Origin of the sequence: Mycobacterium sp. URHB0044 (assembly GCF_000620625.1) — a bacterium.
Taxonomy (GTDB): Bacteria; Actinomycetota; Actinomycetes; order Mycobacteriales; family Mycobacteriaceae; genus Mycobacterium.
The window spans coordinates 138,498-159,990 of the sequence record NZ_JIAW01000019.1 but is presented as its reverse complement, the minus strand read 5'-3'; the positions used below and the strand labels follow the sequence as shown (position 1 = coordinate 159,990).

Genomic DNA, 21,493 nt, shown 5'->3' with positions numbered 1-21,493 from the left:
CGGGACCTGTCACACCGCCGTCGTGGTGATGTCGATCTCCGACGTCAGGGTCTGATGCACCGGGCACCGGTCGGCGATGTTCATCAAGCGTTGGCGTTGGATGTCATCGAGCTCGCCAACCAACTCGATGTCGCGATCGATGTGACTGATGAAGCCCTTGGTGGTCTCGCACGTGGCGCAGTCTTCGGCGTGAATTCGCGAGTGCCGCAACGTGACCCGTACCCGTTCGAGCGGCCAGCCCTTGCGTGCGGCGTACATCCGCACCGTCATGGAGGTGCATGACCCGAGCGCCGCCAACAGCAGGTCATAGGGTGTCGGGCCTTCGTCGTCGCCGATAGGTCGTGGCTCGTCGGCGACGAGCCGGTGGTGACCGGCGGTGATCTCCTGGGTGTAGGTCCCGGAACCCGCCTCCGTCACGGTCACCGTGCCCTCGTCCGTCGTCATGCAGATGAGTGTGCGGGACGGCCGTCGCGCGAGGAATCGAATCGCCCCACCCGGTTGTTGACCCGATCCGTGACGATTCGACACCTAGGCGAGCGAAGCGACGGGATAAAGCTCGGACTACAGATCCCGAACTTCTCCTACGACACACCAGTCGCAGACCTCTTCCCGGCCGTGAAGGCGCAGGCGCAGGAGGCCGAGGCTGCAGGCTTCGACACGGTCCTGCTCATGGACCACTTCTACCAATTGCCCAATCTCGGCGAACCCGACGAGCCGATGCTCGAGGCGTACACCGCGCTCGGCGCGTTGGCGAGCGCGACCGAGAAGATCCAGCTGTCGACGCTCGTCACCGGCAACACCTACCGCAACCCGACGCTGCTCGCCAAGATCATCACGACCCTCGACGTGATCAGTGGGGGACGGGCGGTGCTCGGCCTCGGTGCCGGCTGGTTCGAGCTCGAGCACCAGCAGCTCGGCTTCGATTTCGACACCTTCACGGAGCGATTCGAGAAGCTCGAGGAGGCCCTGCAGATCATCGTGCCGATGACCCACGGCGAACGGCCGACGTTCGCGGGCAAGTGGTATCGCACCGAGAGCGCGATCAACGAACCCCGCTACCGCGACCACATCCCGGTCATGCTCGGCGGCAGCGGCGAGAAGAAGACCTTCAGGATGGCTGCGCGCTACGCCGATCACCTCAATCTGATCACGCCAATCTCGGAATTGCCGCACAAGCTGACCGTGCTCGGACAGCGCTGCGAGGAAGCCGGGCGTGATCCCTCGACCTTGGAGACCTCGACGCTGCTAACCGCGGTGCTCGACGGCCACGGCACCCGACGCGATGTTCCCGAGGCGAACACCGGTCGCGCGGTGCGTGGCACCGCCGAGCAGGTGGCCGAACAGATCAAGGCCAACGTGCTCGACGTCGGCGTCGACGGCGTGATCGTCAACCTGCCGACCCACGGCTACACGCCGGGCGTCATTACCGAGGTGGGCGAGGCGCTGCGCCCGCTGATCAGCTAGCGGACGTGGTCTGACCAGGGCCGTTGTTGGACTTCACAGGCGATGGCAAGGTTGGTGATCATGAACCGCGTTTCGAGCAGGTTGTTGACCTTGGGAATCGCGGGGATCGCGGCGATCGGCGTGCTGACCGCATGTTCGGGATCGCCGGGCAACATGGCGCCACAGAGCGGTAGCGCGCCGAGCGCCCCGGCGGCAGGCATGAAGGACGGCGTCACGGCCGAGGCGCCGGAGTTCGGGCCGGCCCCGCCGCTGGAGACCAAGCGCGACGTCGTCAAGACGGCGTCGATGACGATCACGGCGTCCAATACGTCGGAGGCCGCGGACAAGGCTGCCGTCCTCGCGGAGAACGCCGACGGACGCGTCGACAGTCGTACCGAGGATGCCGGGTCGGGTCAGGGGCGGGCACGCACCTCGGTCGTGCTGCGCGTCCCCGTCGCGAAGCTCGACGGCGTGGTGCGCGACCTCAAGTCGCTGGGGACCGTGCAGAACGCGGAGACGACGTCGGAGGACGTCACCGCGCAGCGCGTCGACCTCGACGCGCGGATCAAGGCTCTGCAGACCTCGGTGGATCGACTTCTGGGGATCATGAGCGACGCCAAGGACCCCGAGGCGCTCATTGCCGCGGAGAACGCGCTGTCGCAGCGCCAGGCGGACCTGGACAGCCTTCGTGCCCAACGCGACCAGCTCGGCGATCGGATCGACTACAGCACGGTCAACGTCACCTTCGTCGCCGAGCAGATCGGCGGACCGTCGCCGCAGAAGTACGAAGGGTTCACCGGTCAGATCGAGCGGGGTTGGAATGGTTTGACTTCGGTGCTGAGCAACCTGGTGTTGCTCTTCGGTCTGATGCTGCCGTGGCTGGGTGCGCTCGCCGTTGCGTGCGCAATCCTCTACGGCGTCATCCGGGTGGTGCAGGCGCGCCGCTCGTAGCGGCTCACGCGCCGTTTCCGGTCAGGCCGTACGGCGGATGCCGCGCTTGAGGAGAATCTCGCGCTCCGACTCGCTCAGGCCACCCCAGATGCCATACGGCTCACCGACCGCCAGCGCATGACTGCGGCACTGTGCGATGACCGGGCAACGTCGGCACATCTCCTTGGCGCGCATCTCGCGCTGGGCGCGGGCCCGGCCACGCTCTCCGTCGGGATGGAAGAACATCGATGAGTCGACACCCCGGCAAAGGCCCGACATTTGCCAATCCCAGATGTCTGCGTTCGGTCCGGGTAGCTGCTGCGGCTGTGGCATTGGGAAAACCCCTCTCTGCGCACCCCTTTCGCATTACGCGGGAGGGCGTTGAATCGTGGAATCGATCCGAGCACGTGTCGCCAGTGACTACTCGTGCACACAACGTAGAAGGGCTCGCGAAATTCAGTCAATAGGTTGCACATGTGCTCAAGGGCATAACAGCAGCTGCAGAATTTACATCACGTTCATCCTTGCGACGCGTCCGCAACGAGAAGGGTGATGGCGAAACGGCCACCAAGTGATCTCGATACCGGTTTCCGCTGCTCGCAGCGAACGGCGTTGCGCGCCTTGTTCCTAGCGTTCAGTAGGCAGTTGATACCGATTTAACACGGCCACCATCAACTGTTAACCAATGTTGGATCGGCAACACGGCGCTACCCGTGCCCCGCGGTACCGGGTTCCCACGGTTGCGGTCGTCGCGGTGTTGATAGCGTCCGGATTCGATGAACGTCTTCGTCCGCGCCGCGTTCGGCGACGACCCCGGTCGCTGGCCGCTGCCGGTCGCGGAGACGCCCGGTGAGACTTGGCAGCGGGCGGTGGCCGCCGGTGGGCAAGGTCGATACGCCGCCGGGTTCACCGACCTGGAGTCCCTCTGTCGGTTCTCCGACTCGGGGCCGCTCGCGTCGCTGGGGCTAAGCACGTGGGCGTCGTTCCTCCGTCAGCTCGGGAGGCACGTCGACGCGCGGTCGTGGGATGGCCGCGCCTTCGCACTGTCCGGTCCCGATCCCGAAGCGGGTGCCGACGCATTGATCGGGCTGGCGGCCGACGCTCTCGGCGTCGGCCGCTTCAGCGCGTCCGCACGGCTGTTGAGTCGGGCGCGCGAGCTCGTCGGTGACGGTTCATCGGAGCGATTGCCCGTCCGGTTGGGCTGGGTGACGGCGGAGTTGGCCATGTTCACGGGCGACGGTGTCGCAGCGGTCCGCCATGCCGAGCGGGCGGTGCAGCTCGCGGAGTCGACGGGTTCGGCGCGACACGCCGTCAAGTCGGACGTCGTGCTGGCCGCCGCGCTCTGCAGCGCCGGTGACCTGGCGGCGTCGCGTCGTGTCGCCGACGCCACGCTGGCGGCCACGCAACGGCTTGGATTAATACCGTTGAGCTGGGCGTTGGGGTGTCTGTTGGTCGACATCGGCAGTGCCGTCCACGCGCCGGACCGGATCGCCGCCATCCGCGATGAATCCGCCGATACGGTACGACGTAGGGGCGGCGTGTGGGCAGCGCGCTGACGCGGCTCTTCACCGTCTGATCATTAGTCTTTACCTGACACAACCGTCGGGGTCCGCCTCATCCGTAACGCTGGAGATAAAACTCACGATGACAATTTCGGGAGATGGTCTCGATGCTGTCGTTGCTGAGGCGGTGGCAGGCGATCGAGATGCGCTCCGGACAGTGCTGGAGACCATCCGTCCGATCATCGTCCGGTATTGCCGGGCGAGGATCGGGACAGCGGACCGAAGTGGACTTTCAGCAGACGACGTGGCTCAGGAGGTTTGCTTGGCCGCCATCACGGCGCTGCCGCGCTACAAGGATCAGGGACGACCGTTCCTGGCCTTCGTTTATGGCATCGCCGCTCACAAGGTTGCCGACGCGCACCGCGCGAACGGGCGGAATCGTGCGGACGCCACCGACACGCTGCCCGACCGACCGTCGTCGGACATCGGCCCCGAGCAGATGGCGATCGACGCCGAAGCGTCCGCCCGGATGGACAAGCTGCTGGCGGTACTGCCCGAGAAACAGCGCGAGATCGTCATCCTGCGCGTCGTGGTCGGCATGAGTGCCGAGGAGACGGCCGAGGCGGTGGGCAGCACGGCTGGTGCGGTCCGGGTCGCGCAGCACCGCGCGCTGGCCCGGCTAAAGACGGAAATCGCTGGAACGAGGCACGACCATGCCTGACTTTGGTCGCTGGACGGGCAACGGGGGAGACCCGTCGCTCAACGACATCAACCGCGCCGACCGGTTCTTCGAATCTCTTTCCTCGAACCAACCGGTGTACTCCACGGATCCCGGTGAGGCGGAACTGGCCTTCCTGCTCTCGGACTGGCGCGACGAGATTCGCGACACCCCGGTCACGGCGGTCGTGACGCCACGCGACGCGATCATCGCGTTGCACGGCGGCCTCGGCGATGTCTCGCGCAAGCGCACTCGGACCTCGCTTGCCCTCGTCGGCTCGGCCGCCGCAGCGCTGCTGTGCCTCGGCGGCTTCAGTGCGGCCGTCTACGGGGCGGAGCCCGGTGACGCCTTCTATGGCATGCGGACCATGCTCTTCGGCGACCAGCCTGCACGTGATGATCAGGTGGAGCTGGCCTCGCAGCAACTCGCGCAGGTGCAGCAGCTGATCGAGCAGGGTGACTGGCAGCAGGCGCAGGACAAGTTGGTGACGCTGTCCACGACCGTGCAGAGCATCGACCAGGTCGACCAGAAGCAGGACCTCATCGAGCAGTGGAACGCCTTGACCTACAAGGTCGTCGAGCAGGATCCCGCGGCCACGCTGCCACCGCCGGGTGAGCCGCTGCCGCCGATGCCGTCCTCGCCGCTGACGCTGCTGCCGGTCCCGGTGATCGACGAAACCACGACCTCGACGTCGGACTCGTCGGCCTCGGATACCTCCACGTCGGACACATCGACATCGGGTTCAGCGACTTCGCCGTCGGACACCACGTCGCCGTCGGACACCACGTCCACTTCACCCGGAACGTCGACCACGACGACCGAACCGTCGACGTCGACCGAACCTACGACCACGACACAGCCGTCGACGGAGCCGTCCACGTCGACCGCACCGGCACCGCCACCCGCGACGACGACCACCACGACCACGACCACCACTCGTCAACCAGCGGCCTTGCCGCCCTCGACCGTGTCGTTGCCGCCGTCGACGGTGTCCGTGCCGTCATCGGTGTCCGTACCGCCGCCGGTGAGCGTGGAAGCACCGGCGGTGACGCCGGCGGAACCGCCCGCGCAGCCACGCGTCGTGCCCACTCAGGCGCCCGCATCCGAGGCGCCGAACCCGCCCAAGCAGGCCGAGCCGCCGGCAGACACCGGGAAGACCAGCGAGGCGCCGGCACCCAAGCTGGAAGAGCAAGACCCGGTGACCACGACCGTCGCCCCGCCGGGGCGCGGCGGGGGACCCAAGAACTAAGCGAAGTTAAGCGTTCAGCGATATCCGTCGGATTCCGACGTCGCCTCGTTCAGCGAGGCATCGGCGTATCCGCGGCAGTAATCCCACGTCACGTAGGCGTCGGGCTCCGGGTCGTAGGCAGGCTCGTGGGGCCGAACCGTGCCGTCGACCAGCAGTTGCAGCAGGTTGGCGCGCAACATGTCCCAGTCGTGATAGTGGTCCTGCTGGCACTCGTCGCAGCACACCACCAGGCCGCGAATCCCCTTGTGCGCCAACAACGCTTCGTACACCGCGAGGTCGGCGAGATCGGCCTCGACCGCGATGCGTTCCTGCGGATCCAGCGGCTGGCCAGGCTCGAGTTCGTCGAGGGCAGCGGAGGGATCGCAGGGGTCGTCGGCGAACGGGTCGGGCGGCAAACCCGGCGGCAGGTGGTCGCGCACGCTTCCACATTACGCAGCACGGCCGTCATCGCGCCAGCCGTCCATGCCGTAACACGCTGCTCCCACGTCGTGTGGGGCCAGCGACCGTCCGGCGTCCCGATAAGATGGACATTTAGATCTGCGCCGTCTGGAGGCCTCACCCATGTCGATCGCTGAAAGCAGCCTTCCCTTCGCCGTTCCGGTGCCGACCGGGGGTGACGATCCCACCAAGATCGCCATGCTCGGGCTCACCTTCGACGACGTCCTGCTGCTGCCTGCTGCCTCCGACGTGGTGCCCGCGAACGCCGACACGTCGAGCCAGCTGACCAAGCGCATCCGGCTCCGCGTGCCACTGGTCAGTTCCGCGATGGACACCGTCACCGAGTCCCGGATGGCCATCGCCATGGCGCGTGCCGGCGGCATGGGCGTCCTGCATCGCAATCTGTCCGTCGCCGAGCAGGCCGGCCAGGTCGAGACCGTGAAGCGGTCCGAGGCAGGCATGGTCACCGACCCCGTCACGTGCTCCCCGGAGAACACGCTGGCCGAGGTCGACGCGATGTGCGCACGATTCCGGATCTCAGGCCTGCCCGTCGTCGACGCCGACGGCGCGCTCGTCGGCATCATCACCAACCGGGACATGCGATTCGAGGTCGACCAGAGCAAGCCCGTCGCCGAGGTGATGACGAAGGCGCCGCTGATCACCGCGCAGGCCGGCGTCTCCGCCGAAGCCGCGCTGGGACTGTTGCGCCGCCACAAGATCGAGAAGCTGCCGATCGTCGACGGCCACGGCAAGTTGACGGGGCTGATCACCGTCAAGGACTTCGTCAAGACCGAGCAGTTCCCGTTCGCCACCAAGGACAGTGACGGCAGGCTGCTCGTCGGCGCGGCGGTCGGTGTCGGTGGCGACGCCAGGGAGCGGGTGATGACACTCGTCGACGCGGGTGTCGACGTGCTGATCGTGGACACCGCACACGCGCACAACCGCGGCGTGCTGGACATGGTGCATTGGGTCAAGACCGTGGTCGGCGACCGCGTGGACGTGGTGGGCGGCAACGTCGCCACCCGCACCGCGGCGGCCGCGCTGGCCGAGGCGGGTGCCGATGCGGTCAAGGTCGGTGTCGGTCCCGGCTCGATCTGCACGACGCGCGTCGTCGCCGGTGTCGGCGCACCGCAGATCACCGCCATCCTCGAGGCCGTGGCCGCCTGCAAGCCGTACGGCGTGCCGGTGATCGCCGACGGCGGACTGCAGTACTCGGGCGACATCGCCAAGGCGCTGGCGGCCGGAGCGTCGACGGCGATGCTCGGTTCACTGCTGGCAGGCACGGCGGAGGCGCCCGGCGAGCTCATCTTCGTCAACGGCAAGCAGTTCAAGAGCTACCGCGGCATGGGTTCCCTCGGCGCCATGCAGGGCCGCGGCTCCCAGAAGAGCTTCTCCAAGGACCGCTACTTCCAGGACGACGTGCTGAGCGAGGACAAGCTGGTGCCCGAGGGCATCGAGGGTCGGGTGCCGTTCCGTGGTCCGCTCTCCACGGTCATCCACCAGTTGACCGGTGGGTTGCGCGCCGCCATGGGCTACACGGGTGCGCCCACCATCGAAGCGCTGCAGCAGGCGCAGTTCGTCCAGATCACGGCGGCCGGCCTGAAGGAAAGCCATCCGCACGACATCGCCATGACCGTCGAGGCGCCCAACTACTACGCTCGCTAGAGCTCGGGGGAATTACGCATGCGTGACCTGGTCGAAATCGGCATGGGCCGAACCGCTCGCCGCACCTACGAGCTCAGCGACATCAACATCGTGCCGTCGCGACGCACCCGTTCCTCGCAGGACGTGTCGACGGCCTGGCAGCTCGACGCGTACCGGTTCGAGATCCCCGTCCTCGCACACCCGACCGACGCACTCGTGTCGCCGGAGTTCGCCATCGAACTGGGCCGCCTCGGCGGGCTCGGCGTCCTCAACGGCGAAGGGTTGATCGGCAGGCACGCCGACGTCGAAGCCAAGATCGCCCAGGTCCTGGAGGCCGCCGCCAAGGAGCCCGAACCGTCGGCGGCCATCCGGCTGCTGCAACAACTCCATGCCGCACCGCTCGACCCGGAACTCCTCGGTGCCGCGGTGGCGCGCATCCGCGACGCCGGCGTCACCACCGCCGTGCGGGTCAGCCCACAGAACGCGCAGGCACTCACGCCGGCACTGGTCGCGGCGGGCATCGACCTGCTGATCATCCAGGGCACCATCATCTCCGCCGAGCGCGTCGCCCAGGACGGTGAGCCGCTCAACCTCAAGACGTTCATCTCCGAACTCGACATCCCCGTCGTCGCGGGTGGTGTGCTCGACCACCGCACCGCGCTGCACCTGATGCGCACCGGCGCGGCGGGCGTCATCGTGGGCTACGGCTCGACCTCGGGCGTCACGACCAGCGACGAGGTGCTCGGCATCAGCGTGCCGATGGCCACGGCGATCGCCGACGCCGCCGCGGCCCGGCGGGAGTACCTCGACGAGACCGGTGGTCGCTACGTGCACGTGCTCGCCGACGGCGACATCCACACCTCGGGCGAGTTGGCCAAGGCCATTGCCTGCGGTGCCGACGCCGTGGTGCTCGGCACCCCGCTGGCCGCCTCCGCGGAGGCTCTCGGGGGTGGCTGGTTCTGGCCGTCGGCGGCCGCACACCCGTCGTTGCCGCGCGGCGCGCTGCTGCAGATAGCGCTCGGCGAGCGGCCCTCACTCGAGCAGGTCCTCACCGGGCCGTCCGACGACCCGTTCGGCGGGCTGAATCTGGTCGGTGGCCTGCGACGGGCGATGGCGAAGGCCGGGTACTGCGACCTCAAGGAATTCCAGAAGGTCGGCCTGGCCGTCGGGTCCTGAAAGCCGGTCTCCTTTACAAGTTAGGGTCCCCTGTCTAGTAGTTACCGGCCGGTAAGTTCATAATCATGGGATGCAGCCTGACTACGACGTCCTGATCATCGGCTCGGGTTTTGGGGGCAGTGTCAGCGCACTGCGGCTCACCGAGAAGGGCTATCGCGTCGGCGTCGTCGAAGCGGGTAGACGCTTTGCCGACGCTGACTTCGCGAAGACCTCGTGGAACCTGCGCAAGTTCCTCTGGATGCCCAAGCTCGGCATGTACGGCATTCAGCGCATCCATCTGCTGCGCAACGTGATGATCCTGGCCGGGGCTGGCGTGGGTGGCGGCTCGCTCAACTACGCCAACACGCTCTACGTGCCACCGGAGCCGTTCTTCGCCGACCCGCAGTGGGCGCACATCACCGACTGGCGCTCCGAGCTCATGCCGCACTACGACCAGGCGCAGCGCATGCTCGGCGTGGTGATGAACCCGACGTTCACCGACGCCGACCGAATCATGAAGGAGGTCGCCGAGGACATGGGCGTCGGCGACACGTTCGTCCCGACGCCCGTCGGCGTGTTCTTCGGTCCCGACGGTGAGAAGACGCCGGGCAAGACGGTGGCCGACCCGTACTTCGGTGGTGCCGGACCCGCCCGCACCAGCTGCATCGAGTGCGGCGCGTGCATGACGGGCTGCCGCTACGGCGCCAAGAACACCTTGGTCAAGAACTACCTCGGCCTCGCGGAATCCAATGGCGCGCAAGTACATCCGATGACGACGGTCACCAGTTTCGAGCAGCGCCGCGACGGCGTGTGGGAGGTCCGCACCGCGGGCACCGGCCGGTGGCTGCGCCGTCGCAAGCGCACGTTCACCGCGACGCACGTGATCCTCGCCGCAGGCACCTTCGGGACGCAGAAGCTGTTGTTCAAGATGCGCGACACCGGCAGGCTGCCCAAGCTGTCCGACAAGCTGGGCCTGTTGACCAGAACCAACTCGGAATCCATCGTCGGCGCCGCCACGATCACGGTTCCGGCCGATCTCGACCTGACGCACGGGGTGGCCATCACGTCGTCGATCCACCCCACCCACGACACCCACGTCGAGCCGGTCCGCTACGGCAAGGGCTCCAACGCGATGGGCCTCTTGCAGACCCTCATGACCGACGGCGCAGGCCCGCAGGGCACCGACGTCCCACGGTGGAAGCAGCTCGTCGACAGCGCCAGGGAAGATCCACGCGGCATTCTGCGGCTGCTCAACCCGAGCCACTGGAGCGAGCGCACCGTGATCGCGTTGGTCATGCAGCACCTGGACAACTCGATCACCACCTACACGCGCCGCGGCAAGCTGGGGCTGCGTCGAATGACCAGCAAGCAGGGGCATGGCGAGCCGAACCCGACGTGGATCCCCGCAGGCAACGAGGTCACCCGCCGCATCGCCGAGAAGATCGACGGCGTGGCGGGCGGCACCTGGGGGGAGCTGTTCAACATTCCGCTGACCGCCCACTTCCTCGGGGGTGCCGCCATCGGTGACAGTCCCGAGCACGGCGTCATCGACCCCTATCAGCGGGTGTACGGCTATCCGACGCTGTCGATCATGGACGGTGCGGCGATCTCGGCGAACCTCGGCGTGAACCCCTCCCTGTCGATCACCGCGCAGGCAGAACGCGCTGCGGCGTTGTGGCCGAACAAGGGTGAGAACGACCTGCGGCCCGAGCAGGGTCAGCCCTACCTGCGGCTCGCGCCGATCCCGCCGAAGCGGCCAGTGGTGCCCGAGCACGCGCCGGCCGCGTTGCGCAGGCTGCCCATCGAACCGGTCGGTTCGACCGGCTGAACCTGCCGCGGAGGGAGGGGCGGCCGGCCGCCACTAGACTGGGCCGGTGGAATCGGCAGCCCGTGACTCATCCCCGCGACCCGTCTTGGTCATCGACTTCGGCGCGCAGTACGCACAGCTGATCGCGCGGCGCGTCCGAGAGGCGCGGGTGTACTCGGAGGTCATCCCGCATACGGCCACCGTCGACGACATCAAGGCCAAGGACCCCAGCGCGATCGTCCTGTCCGGAGGGCCGGCCAGTGTGTACGCCGATGGCGCACCGCAACTCGATCCCGCGCTGTTCGACCTCGACGTGCCGGTGTTCGGCATCTGCTACGGCTTTCAGGCGATGGCGCAGGCGCTCGGCGGTACCGTGGCGCGCACCGGCACCAGCGAGTACGGCCGCACCGAGCTGAACGTCACTGGGGGAGAACTGCATTCGGATCTGCCCGTCACCCAGCCCGTCTGGATGAGCCACGGTGACGCCGTCACCGAGGCGCCCGACGGCTTCGACGTCGTCGCCACCAGTTTCGGGGCTCCGGTCGCGGCGTTCGAGGACCGCGCGCGTCGACTTGCCGGCGTCCAGTACCACCCCGAGGTGCTGCACTCGCCGCACGGCCAGCAGGTGCTGAGCCGGTTCCTGCACGACTTCGCCGGTATCGGCGCGACGTGGACGGCCGCCAACATCGCCGACGCGCTGGTCGAGCAGGTGCGCAATCAAATCGGTGACGGCCGCGCGATCTGTGGCCTGTCGGGCGGGGTGGATTCGGCGGTCGCCGCCGCGCTGGTGCAGCGCGCGATCGGTGACCGGTTGACGTGTGTGTTTGTCGATCACGGCCTGCTTCGGGCAGGCGAGCGGGGTCAGGTACAGCGCGACTTCGTCGCGGCGACGGGCGCCAGGCTGGTCACCGTCGATGCCGAGGAGCGGTTCCTGCAGGCGCTCGCGGGCGTCACCAATCCCGAGGGCAAGCGCAAGATCATCGGCCGCGAGTTCATCAGGGCGTTCGAGGGCGCGGTGCGAGACGTGGTGGGCGCAGCGGACTTCGAAGTCGACTTCCTGGTGCAGGGCACCCTGTATCCCGACGTGGTCGAGTCCGGCGGCGGTACCGGGGCGGCGAACATCAAGAGTCACCACAACGTCGGTGGCTTGCCCGACGACCTCAAGTTCAAGCTCGTCGAACCGCTTCGGCTGCTCTTCAAGGACGAGGTCCGCGCCGTCGGGCGCGAGCTCGGGCTGCCGGAGGAAATTGTTGCGCGCCAACCGTTTCCGGGCCCGGGGCTGGGGATCCGGATCGTCGGAGAAGTCACCGCCGCGCGGCTGGACACGTTGCGCCGCGCCGACTCGATCGCCCGCGAGGAACTGACCGCCGCCGGACTGGACAACCAGATCTGGCAGTGCCCGGTGGTGTTGCTTGCCGACATCCGCTCGGTCGGCGTGCAGGGCGACGGCCGCACGTACGGGCATCCGATCGTGCTGCGGCCGGTGTCCAGTGAGGACGCGATGACCGCGGACTGGACCCGGGTGCCCTACGAAGTGCTCGAACGCATCTCGACCCGGATCACCAACGAGGTTGCCGAGGTCAACCGGGTCGTGCTCGACGTGACGAGCAAGCCGCCCGGCACCATCGAGTGGGAGTGACCCGAAACCCGGTCAGTCCGGATCCTTCTCGGCTTCCTTGTCGATGAAGTCGGTCAGGATCTCGCCCACCACCGACTCGATGGTCGATTCGATCGAGAAGGCCAGCGTCGCGGAGACGGCGGCTACCGCCTGAGTGCGGAACCGCACCAGCATCGTGATCAGTTCGGCCACTTCGGTATCCGGCGGCAGCGCGGCACCGGGATTGATCCGGTGCACCACTTCCTCGACGCCTGCGCGCACCAGGATGCCACTGATCTGATCGAGCAACGGGGTGACCTGCTCGTGGATGTCGATCAACTTGTCGGAGGCCACGCCGTACTGACGTATCTCGTTGAACGCCTCGATCAGCTTGGGGCGCACCACGATTGCTTCGCCGTCTTCGAGCTTGATCACGTCGAGGCCGACCATCCGCTCGAAGCCGGCATCGTCGTCGACCAGACGCTTGGCGTCGGCCACCGACATGCGCTCGGGCTTCTCCGTCGCCCAGCTACCCGCGATGGCCGACTCCAGGCCCAGCATGTCGCCGAGGTTCTTGCCCTGCTCCCAGGCGCTGAGCATCTCGTGCACGTGGGCGATGTTGTACCCGCGGTCCAGCATCGATGTGATGAGCCGCAGCCGGGTCAGGTGCGTGTCGTTGAACAGTGCGATGCGCCCCACCCGCATGGGCGGATGCAGCAGGCCGCGGTCGCGGTACACCCGGATGTTGCGGGTCGTGGTGCCCGCCAGCCGGGCCAGCTCCTCGATGCGGTACTCGCCGGACGCCTCTGCGCCGTGCGGTCGCACGGCGGCGTCGAACAGCTGTGACACCGCGTTCTCGATGACGTCCTGTGAGCCGCGCCGGACGCGCCGTGGTGCCCGCCGGAGGCCATTCAGAATCGTCGAGATGGCGCCCGCCGGTTGCCTCGGCTGTCGTGCGGACACGTCAGCCCGAAGAGGCGACGGCAGGCGCGCGCACGTCGCGCGCCACCGCGTCGTAATCGCTGAATCGGAAGTCACGCATCTGTCGAAGATACTGGGTGGCGAACCCGGGGTACATCGACGCGTTGAATCCGTCGGCCGTCAGGTACCAGCTGGTGCAGCCGCTCATCCAGGTGGTCTTCGTCAGCCGCTTCTGGATCCGCTCGTTGTGCCTGCGTTGAACGTCGGCACGGACGTCGAGGTAGCGCAGGTTGTCGCGCAGAATCGTCGTGATGCCCGCGACGGCGTACTCGATCTGACCCTCGACGTACACCAGCAGCGAGTTGTGGCCGGGACCCGAGTTGGGGCCGGTCATGATGAACAGGTTCGGGTAGCCGTGCGCGTTGATGCTCTTGTACGCCTGCGCGCCGCCCGTCCATTCGTCGGCGAGCGACCGGCCGCCGAGACCGCGCACGGGATAGGGCGGACCCGTCAGGTGCACGTCGTAGCCGGTGGCGAACACGACGGCGTCCAGGTGGTGTTCGATGCCGTCGCTGGTGCGGATCCCCACCGGACTCATCGTGGCGATGGGCCAGTCGATGAGCTTGCAGTTGTCGCGTTGCAACGCGGGGTAGTAGTCGCTGGACACCAGCATGCGCTTGCAGCCGGGGGTGAAGTCGGGCGTCAGTTGGCGGCGCAACCAGGGATCCTTGACCTGGCGGCGCAGGTGCGCCTTGCCCAGCCGGGCGACGAGGCCGCTCATCGGTGTGTTCCAGACCAGCGCCGCCGCGGTGGCCTCGTGTCCCCAGTACAGCGCCTGGCGGGCAAGGCGTTGCGTGGCAGGGACATTCGCGAACAATGTCTGCGCAGCAGCGGGGGTCGCGACGTCCATTCGGGGCAGCACCCATCCTGGCGTGCGTTGGAACACCTTGACGAACGCCGCCTTCTCGACCAGTTCGGGCACGATCTGCACGGCGCTGGCACCGGTGCCGACCACGGCGACCCGCTTGCCGGTGAAGTCGTAGTCGTGATCCCACCGGGCGCTGTGGATCTTGTGCCCCTCGTAGGTGTTCAGCCCGCGGATGTCCGGCCACGCGTGGTCGGGCAGCGGACCCGAGGCCAGCACCACGGTGCGGGCGCGCAACCGGGTCCGGCCCGTGGTCGACACCGTCCAGGTGCCCTCGGTCTCGTCGAACTCCAGGCCGTTCACCTCGACGCCGAACCGAATCCGCCTGCGCAGGTCGAAGCGTTCCACCATGTCCTCGATGTGGCGGCGAATCTCGTCGGCGGGAGAGTAGGCGCGCGACCAGGTCGGGTTCGTCACGAACGAGAACGAGTACAGCAGCGACGGAACATCGCATGCCGCACCGGGATACGTGGTGTCGCGCCAGGTGCCGCCGACCCGGTCCTCGCGTTCGAGCAGCACGAAGTCGTCGACCCCGGCCTGGGTCAGCTTGATCGCCGCGCCGATGCCGGTGAATCCGGTACCGACGATCAGGGTGTCGTACACGTGCTCTGCCGCTCGCCTTGCCATCTCAGGCCGCCGGCTCGTGCGTCAGTTCCTTGAACCAGGAGGGGATCGGCTTGAGCAATGCCTTGGGGTAGCGGTCAGAGGCCCACACGGCGGGGTTGGCCACCCAGTGGTACGGATTGCGAGAGTTGACCACCATCCGGGCGTGCAGTTTCAAAATCTGGTAAGTCGGTACCCGCCAGGTGTTCTCGGCGCGACCGCCGAGTTCCTTGAAGCGCATCATCGCCTTGTAGAGCCGCTCGGGTTCCAGCCCCATGTCGACGATGTTGTTGCGCATCCGGTTGAGCAGCGGAACGTACATGATCATGCCGATGATCAGTCCCGGCGTGGCGAAGCTCGCGACGAAGTCGATCGCCAGCTTGCGGGCCTTCGCATGGCCGATCATGTCGAGGACGTCGAAGTCGACGGCGATGTGCCGGGACTCGTCGTTGTTGATCTTCTCGAAGACCTGGTGGCACAGCGGGTCGTCGACCTCGTCGAGCAGGAACTTCAGCAGCGCACCGTCCAGCGCGACCTCGAGCATCGGAATGACGGTGCCCAGCACCGACAACGACATGTCGTCGGCGTAGCGGTCCAGCCACTCGATGGCCAACCGGATGTTGACGTTGGGTTCGGGCATCTCACCGTCGTCGAGCATGCCCCAGCGCTTCATCAGCGCCAGTTCGGCATTCGCGTGGCGCTGCTCCTCCGCGTGGAAATAGCGGTAGATCTCGGCGAGCGTCGTCGTTGGCGCCTTCTTGGCCAGCGCCGCGAACCCGCGCGCCCCGACGTTCTCGATCCAGCACAGGTCGGCCATGAAGGCCTTGAGCTTGGGCCGGAACTCGTCGCTGATGGTCTCGGCACCTGGTGCATCCCAGTCGAAGTCGGCCAGTGCCCACTGCCGGTCCTTGATCTTCGCCAGCATGGCGTCCATGTCCAATGCCATGGTTTCTCCTAGTTCGTGACGCGAGTGGTGAGCCCGACGGCACGGGTGTACACCGTCGGGGTGAGACGTTTGATGCCCCAGCCGATCCGGGCATCCGGCTGCGGCATGCAGTACAGGCCGCCACGGTCGTGGGTGTCCAGGCACGTCTTGGCGACGCGCTGGGCCGAGAAGCCGGTCCAGCGCATCAGCCGGTCGGCGAGCTGCGTGGACTGCTTTGTGATGCGGCCCGACTCCACGATGTTGGTCTTGACGAACGTCGGGCACAGGACGGTGACACCGATTCCGGTGCCGGACAATTCGGCTGCCAGAGTCTCCGAGAGCGACAGCACTCCCGCCTTGCTGACGTTGTAGGCGGCCATGTTCGGCGCCGCGCCGAAGGCGGCGGCCGACGCCACGTTGATGATGCCGCGCGAGCGCTCCGCACAGCCGGCCTCGCGCAGAATCGGCGCGAAGACGTGACAGCCGTGGATCGGGCCCCACAAGTTGATGCCCAGCACCCAATTCCAGTCGTCGAGCTCGGCCTCACCGATCGGCGTGCCACCCGCACCGACCCCGGCGTTGTTGATCACCAGACTGGGCGCGCCGGCGAACCACGACTGCGCGTGCTCCGCCAAGAGCGTTACGTCGTCGATCGCGGACACATCGCAGCGCAGCGCCGTCGCCTCGCCTCCGCCGTCGGTGATGGCTGCCGCGGTGGCGCGGGCAGCGTCCTCGTCGACGTCGCTGCACACGATCCGGCCGCCGCGCCGGGACAGTTCCAGGGCGAACGCCGCGCCGATTCCGCTGCCTGCACCGGTGATGACGGCGTCGGCCCGCTGGCTGCGCTTGGGCGACGATCCGAATCCGATCATCCGGCAGCCTGCTCAATGCCGGCCATTCGCAACGACTCTCCGACGAACGCCGCGACCCGTCGCATGGCGGGCACTGCTTCCGGGGTGAGCCGGGGCAACGCCTGGAATACGTGCACCTGGTCGGGCCAGACCTGAAGCTCACAGTCGCCGCCCGCCGCGGTGATGTCCTTCGCGAGCCTGCGGGCGTCTGCGACGAGCATCTCGGCTCCGCCCGCCTGGATCAACGTCGGCGGCATCCTGCGCCCGCCCGCAACATCGAGGGTGAGCCGCGGATGCGTGACATCGGTTCCCCTGCAGTACAACTCGATCAGCCGAGCCGCATCGGCCGCGCGCATCGCCGGATTGCGACGCAGTTCCTCGCGGGTCCGGGCCAAGCCGAACGTCAAGTCCACCAACGGCGAAAGCAATGCCAGACCCGCCGGATGTGCGACGTCGGGCTGCAACAGCAGGTCGACGGCGAGGTGCCCACCCGCGGAGTCACCGGCGACGACGATTCGCTCCGGTGCCAACCGCTGTTCGGTGCACAGCCAGTCCCAACCCGAGCGCACGTCGTTCGCGGCTGTGGGGAAGCGGTGCTTGGGAGCGAGGCGGTAGTCGATGGTGAAGACGGGCATCCCCGTCAACCGGGACAGCCACGCCACCAACCGGCGGTGGGTGCGCGGTGAGCACAGGGCGTAGCCGCTGCCGTGCAGGAAGTAGATCGCGCTGTCACCGACTGAGTCATTTCCCGGGTCGCTGCGCTCCTGCCCTCCGCCAACCCCAGCGCCGCGGACCCATTCACCGACCACCCGGCGGCCGTCGGCCAACCGGACGTCCACGGGTTCAACGTGGGTGCCTGCCAGCGACGGGCCGAAGGTGTTCATCACGCGGGCGACGATCTGGCGCGACGTCCACAGTCCCCACGCCCGTTCGGGTGGCAGGACGGCGCTGATCTGACGCAGGGTCATGGCGCTCACGCCTGCCGCGCCGCGGGACCGGATCGAGCCGCGGGTTGGGACTTCTGAGCCGGTGACGGCCGTTCGGGCGGGCATCGGAGACCTCCTCGTCGAAGCGTCCGACGAGTACAACAGCGATTGGTGACATTTGTCAATGTCACCATTTACGACTGAAAGGTCCCGCTGGCAGAGCCCGCGGGCCCGGCCTTACCGCAGCGGGTCGCCGCGCCAGCTGAAGCTGTTGACGTATTTGCCCATGTCCAGAGCGAGTTGCAGGCTGGCCGCGGACGGCTTGCCCGAGCCGAATTCCGGCCCGAATGCGTGGTACGGCCCAACGGCTCCTGCGACCAGGGCCAGATCGTTCTTCACCGCGACCATCACGATCACCCGCATCCGCGAGTAGCTCGCGGTGGCACCCTGTGGCCAGCAGTCTGCGACCATGCCGAAGCCGGGTTGGTAGCCGACCATGGCGTTCGGGATCTCGTAGGCGGTCTTGGTGTCGGGGAAGGTCTTGTTGACGAGCGCGACGGCGATGTCCCGCGGTGTGCGGCCGGCGGCCGGCTGACTGAACAACCGCATGGTGCCGCCGTCGCCTGCCTGCAAATCGGCGGTGACGCCGTCGGGTGCAGTGGTGATCTTGTACGCCGAACCCTCGGCGGGGTAGGCGACCGAGAACGCTCCGTCGGGGGAGGTGAACCGCGGATTGACGGTGACCGGCTCGCCGATCGGCGGTCGTCCGCAGTCGGGCGGGCACACGTACCGCGGCTTGGGTTTCTCCATGGCGCCCGACATCGCGACCAGGCCGGCGGCGACCGCGGCGATGGCGACCACCCAGACGACGACGAGTCGTCGGTGCGAGGTCTTGCGGGGGGTGGGCACGGTGTACGTACCGGAGTGCGTCGAGTAGCCGGGAACCACGGTGGTCACTGCTCGTCACCCCCTTGATCGGTGCGCACGGGCCTGCTTTCGCGCCGGGCCTGCCGTGACGACCGCGACGCCGCTCGGGTGGCCGCGCCACAGGCCGGGCAGAAGGCCATGTCGGGTACGACGTGACCGCAGTGCGGGCACAACAACGGTTCGTCGGAAAGGATTTCGTCGTGGGCCTCGTGCAGGAGGGCCAGTTGCAGACCGACGCGCAGGGCAAGCAGCGCGATGGCCGCCACGGCGAGATGCGTGAGCAGCTGCAGGTTCTGCGGGATGCGGGCGACGTCGACGAGCCCGAGCACCGCGTACAGCGCGATCACCGCCAGTGCGATGAGGGTCAGGGCGAGGCGGACGTAGTTGCGATGCTGATGTTTCTTGTTCGCCGGCCGGGTGAACCAGAGCGCGGTACCCATCAGGCCGCCGACCGCGGCGGCGGTAAGGGGCACCGCCACACCGCGAATGCCTGCCTCGACCATCAAACCGTCCATCGGCCTGGCCCGAGCGACCATGCCGGTGGCGAACTGCGGTGACAACCGGGTCAACGTCGCGGCAGCCGAGAACATCAGGGCACCGAGTGCGCCAAGGGCGAAGCCGTCCAACGACTCTCGGGTACCGGGGTGGATCAGCCGAACCAGCGCCGCGGGGATGAGCATGATGATCATGCCGCCGATCGGCACCCCCAGCCCGTCGCGCATGACGCGCGACGCCGCGATGCCTGCGCCCAGCGGAACACCGTACGAGCTGGCCACGGCCGCACCGGTCAACAGCACCCAGCCAACCCCGAGGCCGATGCCCAATGCGGCGGTCAGAACCAGTGTGGCAGAGGGGATGTCGCGGTGAATGTCGGATTCCTGCAGGTAGATCAGGAACAGCAGCGGCAGCCCAAGTGCGGAGACGGTGATGAGCGCGGCGGGCAGCCGGAACAGGGTGGCCGCGATCAAGGCGGCGAGCAACAGCCCAAGGCCCAGCAGGAAGGCCATCCGGGAGCGGGGTGGCAGGTGGGGGAACAGTGAGCTGACGATGTTGGGTGTCAACAGGTGTTCGCCGGGGGATGCGCTGAATGCACGGATGCGCAGCCACTGCGGGCCCTTGGCCTTTTCCTCGGTCAGGTGGCCACCGCACAGACCGCAGAATTGGCCTGCCGGGACGTCGGTTTGGCACACCGCGCACTCCATGGTGCCTGGTGTGCCGTCGGTGGAATCCGGCTCAGTGCTCATTGGGTGGCCTTCTGGAGGGCGAGGAGGTTGCGGGCCAGGTTGTCGACGTCTGGGGTGCCGAGCCCACTGACGAGGTCGAAGCCGGGGCCTGCGGTGTCGACGGCGTTTCCGCCAAGGGTCACGTCGCGGAAGGCAGGCAGCGGCGCACCCTGGGCGATGCGATACAGCTGGGGATTGATGTCGCCGATGGCGCGGCCGCCGTTGGCGATCAGGAACTGATTCATCACTGCTGCCAGTCCGGCCAGGATCGGCGCCGACTGCGACGTTCCGCCGCCGACCACGGTGTCGCCGTTGAGCACGATCTTCACCCCGGTGAACGGGTCGGCGACGGCGGAGATGTCCGGTGTCATTCGCCTGCCGCTACTGCGTTCTGGGGCAATGCGATCCGACGCACCGCGTTGCCACGGCGGCATGTCGAACAATGCCGACACCCCGCCGCCGGTGCCCTGGGACAGCGGTACGTCGAACCAGGCCTGCTCGGCAAGCCATACCCCGTTGGTGTCGGTGGACAGCGTGGTACCGCCCACGCTCGTCATCTCGGGCAGTGAGGCAACCGAATCCAAGCCGATGTCCGTCTGCCCGGGTGGGGAGTCCCAGTCGTCGCCGCCCTTGCACTCCAGGCCGGCGAGATCACCGCTGGCGTTGAATGCCGTCGTACCGTGCGAGTGCGCGTCGGACAGAGCGGAGCGCACGGGTGCCAGGTCCGCCGCGGTGATCAGCTTGTCGCAGCCCCAACCGATCGAGAGACTCCACACCGCGCCGGGGAACTGCCGATCGGTGTCCTCGAGCATCTCGGCGATCTTCACGTAGCCGCCGTCGCCCTCCACCGTTGGCCGGGCGTTGACGACGACCTTCTGTGCATCGGGTGCAATCGCGTGTGCCACTTCAAGATCCATGACGGTCTCACCCCGCGACGGGCCGGGCTGGCCACCGACGAGGGTCGGGGTGAACTTCGGCAACCCGAACGTCGTCGCGAACAGGTCGAGGTCGTTCTGGTCGTAGCCGTCGAACGCGAAGATGACGATCGTGGAGCCCTTGCCGGTGAAGCCGGCCTTCGCCAGTCCCGCCGCGTTGTAGGTCGTGAGCAACGCATCGGGCGTCAGGCCGCGGTCGGGGACGTCCTCCTTCAGGATGACCGGTCGCGACATGTGATCTGGTGTGTAGCTGAGGATTCGACCGAACCCGGCTACCTCGTCGTGCAGCGGTTCCGGCACCTCGGGTTGCTGGGGCGAGGCGTAGAACTCCTGGCCGCGCTGACCGCGGTAGTCGTGAACTTCGACTTCCAGTGCGCGCGAAACACTTTCGGGCTTGCCCTCGATGACCGCCCAATCGTCTCCTGGCTGCCAGCGCACGGACAGTCCGTGTTCGGCAGCCCATTCGGTCAATGCGTCGGGGCGGTCGTCGTGGTGCAGGGCAGCGGTGAGTTGGACGTGCTCACCGCGCGCAGGACCGAGATCGGTCGAAGCGGCGAGCAGCAAGGCGAAGGGCCCGCCGATCTCGGCTGCCCCACCTGGTCCCGGGTGAAGTCGCAGATCCGAGGCAAGCGCCAACACGGCCACTGCTACCAAGATCAGTAACCAGTGCCCGGGTTTCGTGTGCCGACCGGGTAGTGCTGCCACGTTGGGTGACGGCATCTTCGAACCGTGTCGCAGGGCCTCGGGAGTCATTGCCGCCCTTGGCTATCCCTT

20 protein-coding genes are annotated in these 21,493 nt (G+C 67.5%); 9 read left to right on the top strand and 11 right to left on the bottom strand.

Annotated features, from left to right (window positions below; genetic code table 11):
* Positions 1 to 9 precede the first annotated feature (9 nt).
* A complete protein-coding gene (locus N536_RS0128625) occupies positions 10 to 444 on the bottom strand; it encodes an OsmC family protein (protein ID WP_029116751.1) in 435 nt (144 codons plus the stop codon).
* A 75-nt stretch (positions 445 to 519) separates the two neighbouring features.
* Between N536_RS0128625 and N536_RS0128620 the strand changes: the two genes are divergently transcribed.
* Together N536_RS0128620 and N536_RS39765 are read left to right on the top strand one after the other, a co-directional pair.
* Entirely contained in the window at positions 520 to 1,464 is a 945-nt protein-coding gene (locus tag N536_RS0128620; RefSeq protein ID WP_029116750.1) for an LLM class F420-dependent oxidoreductase, read from the top strand.
* A gap of 153 nt (positions 1,465 to 1,617) precedes the next feature.
* On the top strand, positions 1,618 to 2,394 hold the full coding sequence (locus N536_RS39765; RefSeq protein ID WP_051574836.1) for a DUF4349 domain-containing protein: 777 nt from the start codon (positions 1,618 to 1,620) through the stop codon (positions 2,392 to 2,394).
* Between the two features lie 21 nt (positions 2,395 to 2,415).
* Here the strand turns inward: N536_RS39765 and N536_RS0128610 are convergent, their stop codons facing one another.
* Positions 2,416 to 2,706 (bottom strand): WhiB family transcriptional regulator, encoded by a 291-nt coding sequence (locus tag N536_RS0128610; protein ID WP_029116749.1) that lies wholly within the window; start codon positions 2,704 to 2,706, stop codon positions 2,416 to 2,418.
* A 443-nt stretch (positions 2,707 to 3,149) separates the two neighbouring features.
* On the opposite strand from N536_RS0128610, the gene N536_RS0128605 reads away from it, so the two are divergent.
* From N536_RS0128605 to N536_RS0128595, 3 genes are all read left to right on the top strand, one after another.
* Entirely contained in the window at positions 3,150 to 3,929 is a 780-nt protein-coding gene (locus tag N536_RS0128605) for a tetratricopeptide repeat protein (protein WP_029116748.1), read from the top strand.
* A gap of 88 nt (positions 3,930 to 4,017) precedes the next feature.
* Entirely contained in the window at positions 4,018 to 4,596 is a 579-nt protein-coding gene (locus N536_RS0128600) for a sigma-70 family RNA polymerase sigma factor (protein WP_029116747.1), read from the top strand.
* A complete protein-coding gene (locus tag N536_RS0128595) occupies positions 4,589 to 5,842 on the top strand; it encodes an anti-sigma-D factor RsdA (RefSeq protein ID WP_029116746.1) in 1,254 nt (417 codons plus the stop codon). Before N536_RS0128600 ends, N536_RS0128595 begins: the two co-directional genes overlap by 8 nt.
* 14 nt (positions 5,843 to 5,856) lie before the next feature.
* Here the strand turns inward: N536_RS0128595 and N536_RS0128590 are convergent, their stop codons facing one another.
* A complete protein-coding gene (locus N536_RS0128590) occupies positions 5,857 to 6,261 on the bottom strand; it encodes a DUF5319 domain-containing protein (protein WP_029116745.1) in 405 nt (134 codons plus the stop codon).
* A gap of 142 nt (positions 6,262 to 6,403) precedes the next feature.
* Between N536_RS0128590 and guaB the strand changes: the two genes are divergently transcribed.
* The 4 genes from guaB (at position 6,404) to guaA (ending at position 12,525) form a co-directional block, all read left to right on the top strand.
* A complete protein-coding gene (guaB, locus tag N536_RS0128585) occupies positions 6,404 to 7,945 on the top strand; it encodes an IMP dehydrogenase (protein ID WP_029116744.1) in 1,542 nt (513 codons plus the stop codon).
* Positions 7,946 to 7,972: 27 nt separating this feature from the next.
* The gene (locus tag N536_RS0128580; RefSeq protein ID WP_029116743.1) at positions 7,973 to 9,100 is read left to right on the top strand and encodes a GuaB3 family IMP dehydrogenase-related protein; all 1,128 of its coding nucleotides are present in this window, start codon (positions 7,973 to 7,975) and stop codon (positions 9,098 to 9,100) included.
* Positions 9,101 to 9,170: 70 nt separating this feature from the next.
* On the top strand, positions 9,171 to 10,907 hold the full coding sequence (locus N536_RS0128575; RefSeq protein WP_029116742.1) for a GMC oxidoreductase: 1,737 nt from the start codon (positions 9,171 to 9,173) through the stop codon (positions 10,905 to 10,907).
* Positions 10,908 to 10,953: 46 nt separating this feature from the next.
* Positions 10,954 to 12,525 (top strand): glutamine-hydrolyzing GMP synthase, encoded by a 1,572-nt coding sequence (gene guaA / locus N536_RS0128570; protein WP_029116741.1) that lies wholly within the window; start codon positions 10,954 to 10,956, stop codon positions 12,523 to 12,525.
* 12 nt (positions 12,526 to 12,537) lie between these two features.
* Here the strand turns inward: guaA and N536_RS0128565 are convergent, their stop codons facing one another.
* From N536_RS0128565 to N536_RS0128530, 8 genes are all read right to left on the bottom strand, one after another.
* A complete protein-coding gene (locus N536_RS0128565) occupies positions 12,538 to 13,446 on the bottom strand; it encodes a MerR family transcriptional regulator (protein WP_029116740.1) in 909 nt (302 codons plus the stop codon).
* Position 13,447: 1 nt separating this feature from the next.
* Positions 13,448 to 14,956 carry an NAD(P)/FAD-dependent oxidoreductase gene (locus N536_RS0128560; protein ID WP_036437937.1) on the bottom strand — a complete coding sequence of 503 codons (1,509 nt, stop codon included), beginning with the start codon at positions 14,954 to 14,956 and terminating at the stop codon, positions 13,448 to 13,450.
* Between the two features lies 1 nt (position 14,957).
* Positions 14,958 to 15,878 (bottom strand): hypothetical protein, encoded by a 921-nt coding sequence (locus tag N536_RS0128555; RefSeq protein ID WP_029116738.1) that lies wholly within the window; start codon positions 15,876 to 15,878, stop codon positions 14,958 to 14,960.
* A gap of 8 nt (positions 15,879 to 15,886) precedes the next feature.
* On the bottom strand, positions 15,887 to 16,729 hold the full coding sequence (locus tag N536_RS0128550; protein WP_029116737.1) for an SDR family NAD(P)-dependent oxidoreductase: 843 nt from the start codon (positions 16,727 to 16,729) through the stop codon (positions 15,887 to 15,889).
* Complete coding sequence (locus N536_RS0128545) at positions 16,726 to 17,760, bottom strand: alpha/beta hydrolase (RefSeq protein WP_036437934.1); 1,035 nt, start codon at positions 17,758 to 17,760, stop codon at positions 16,726 to 16,728. Before N536_RS0128545 ends, N536_RS0128550 begins: the two co-directional genes overlap by 4 nt.
* Positions 17,761 to 17,871: 111 nt before the next feature.
* Entirely contained in the window at positions 17,872 to 18,591 is a 720-nt protein-coding gene (locus N536_RS0128540; RefSeq protein ID WP_029116735.1) for a hypothetical protein, read from the bottom strand.
* Positions 18,588 to 19,805, bottom strand: a complete 1,218-nt coding sequence (locus N536_RS0128535; protein WP_029116734.1) for a hypothetical protein — start codon at positions 19,803 to 19,805, stop codon at positions 18,588 to 18,590. The genes N536_RS0128540 and N536_RS0128535 overlap by 4 nt, the downstream gene beginning before the upstream one ends.
* Positions 19,802 to 21,439, bottom strand: coding sequence for a protease pro-enzyme activation domain-containing protein (locus N536_RS0128530; RefSeq protein WP_081809430.1), 1,638 nt, complete (start codon positions 21,437 to 21,439; stop codon positions 19,802 to 19,804). The genes N536_RS0128535 and N536_RS0128530 overlap by 4 nt, the downstream gene beginning before the upstream one ends.
* Positions 21,440 to 21,493: the final 54 nt, after the last annotated feature.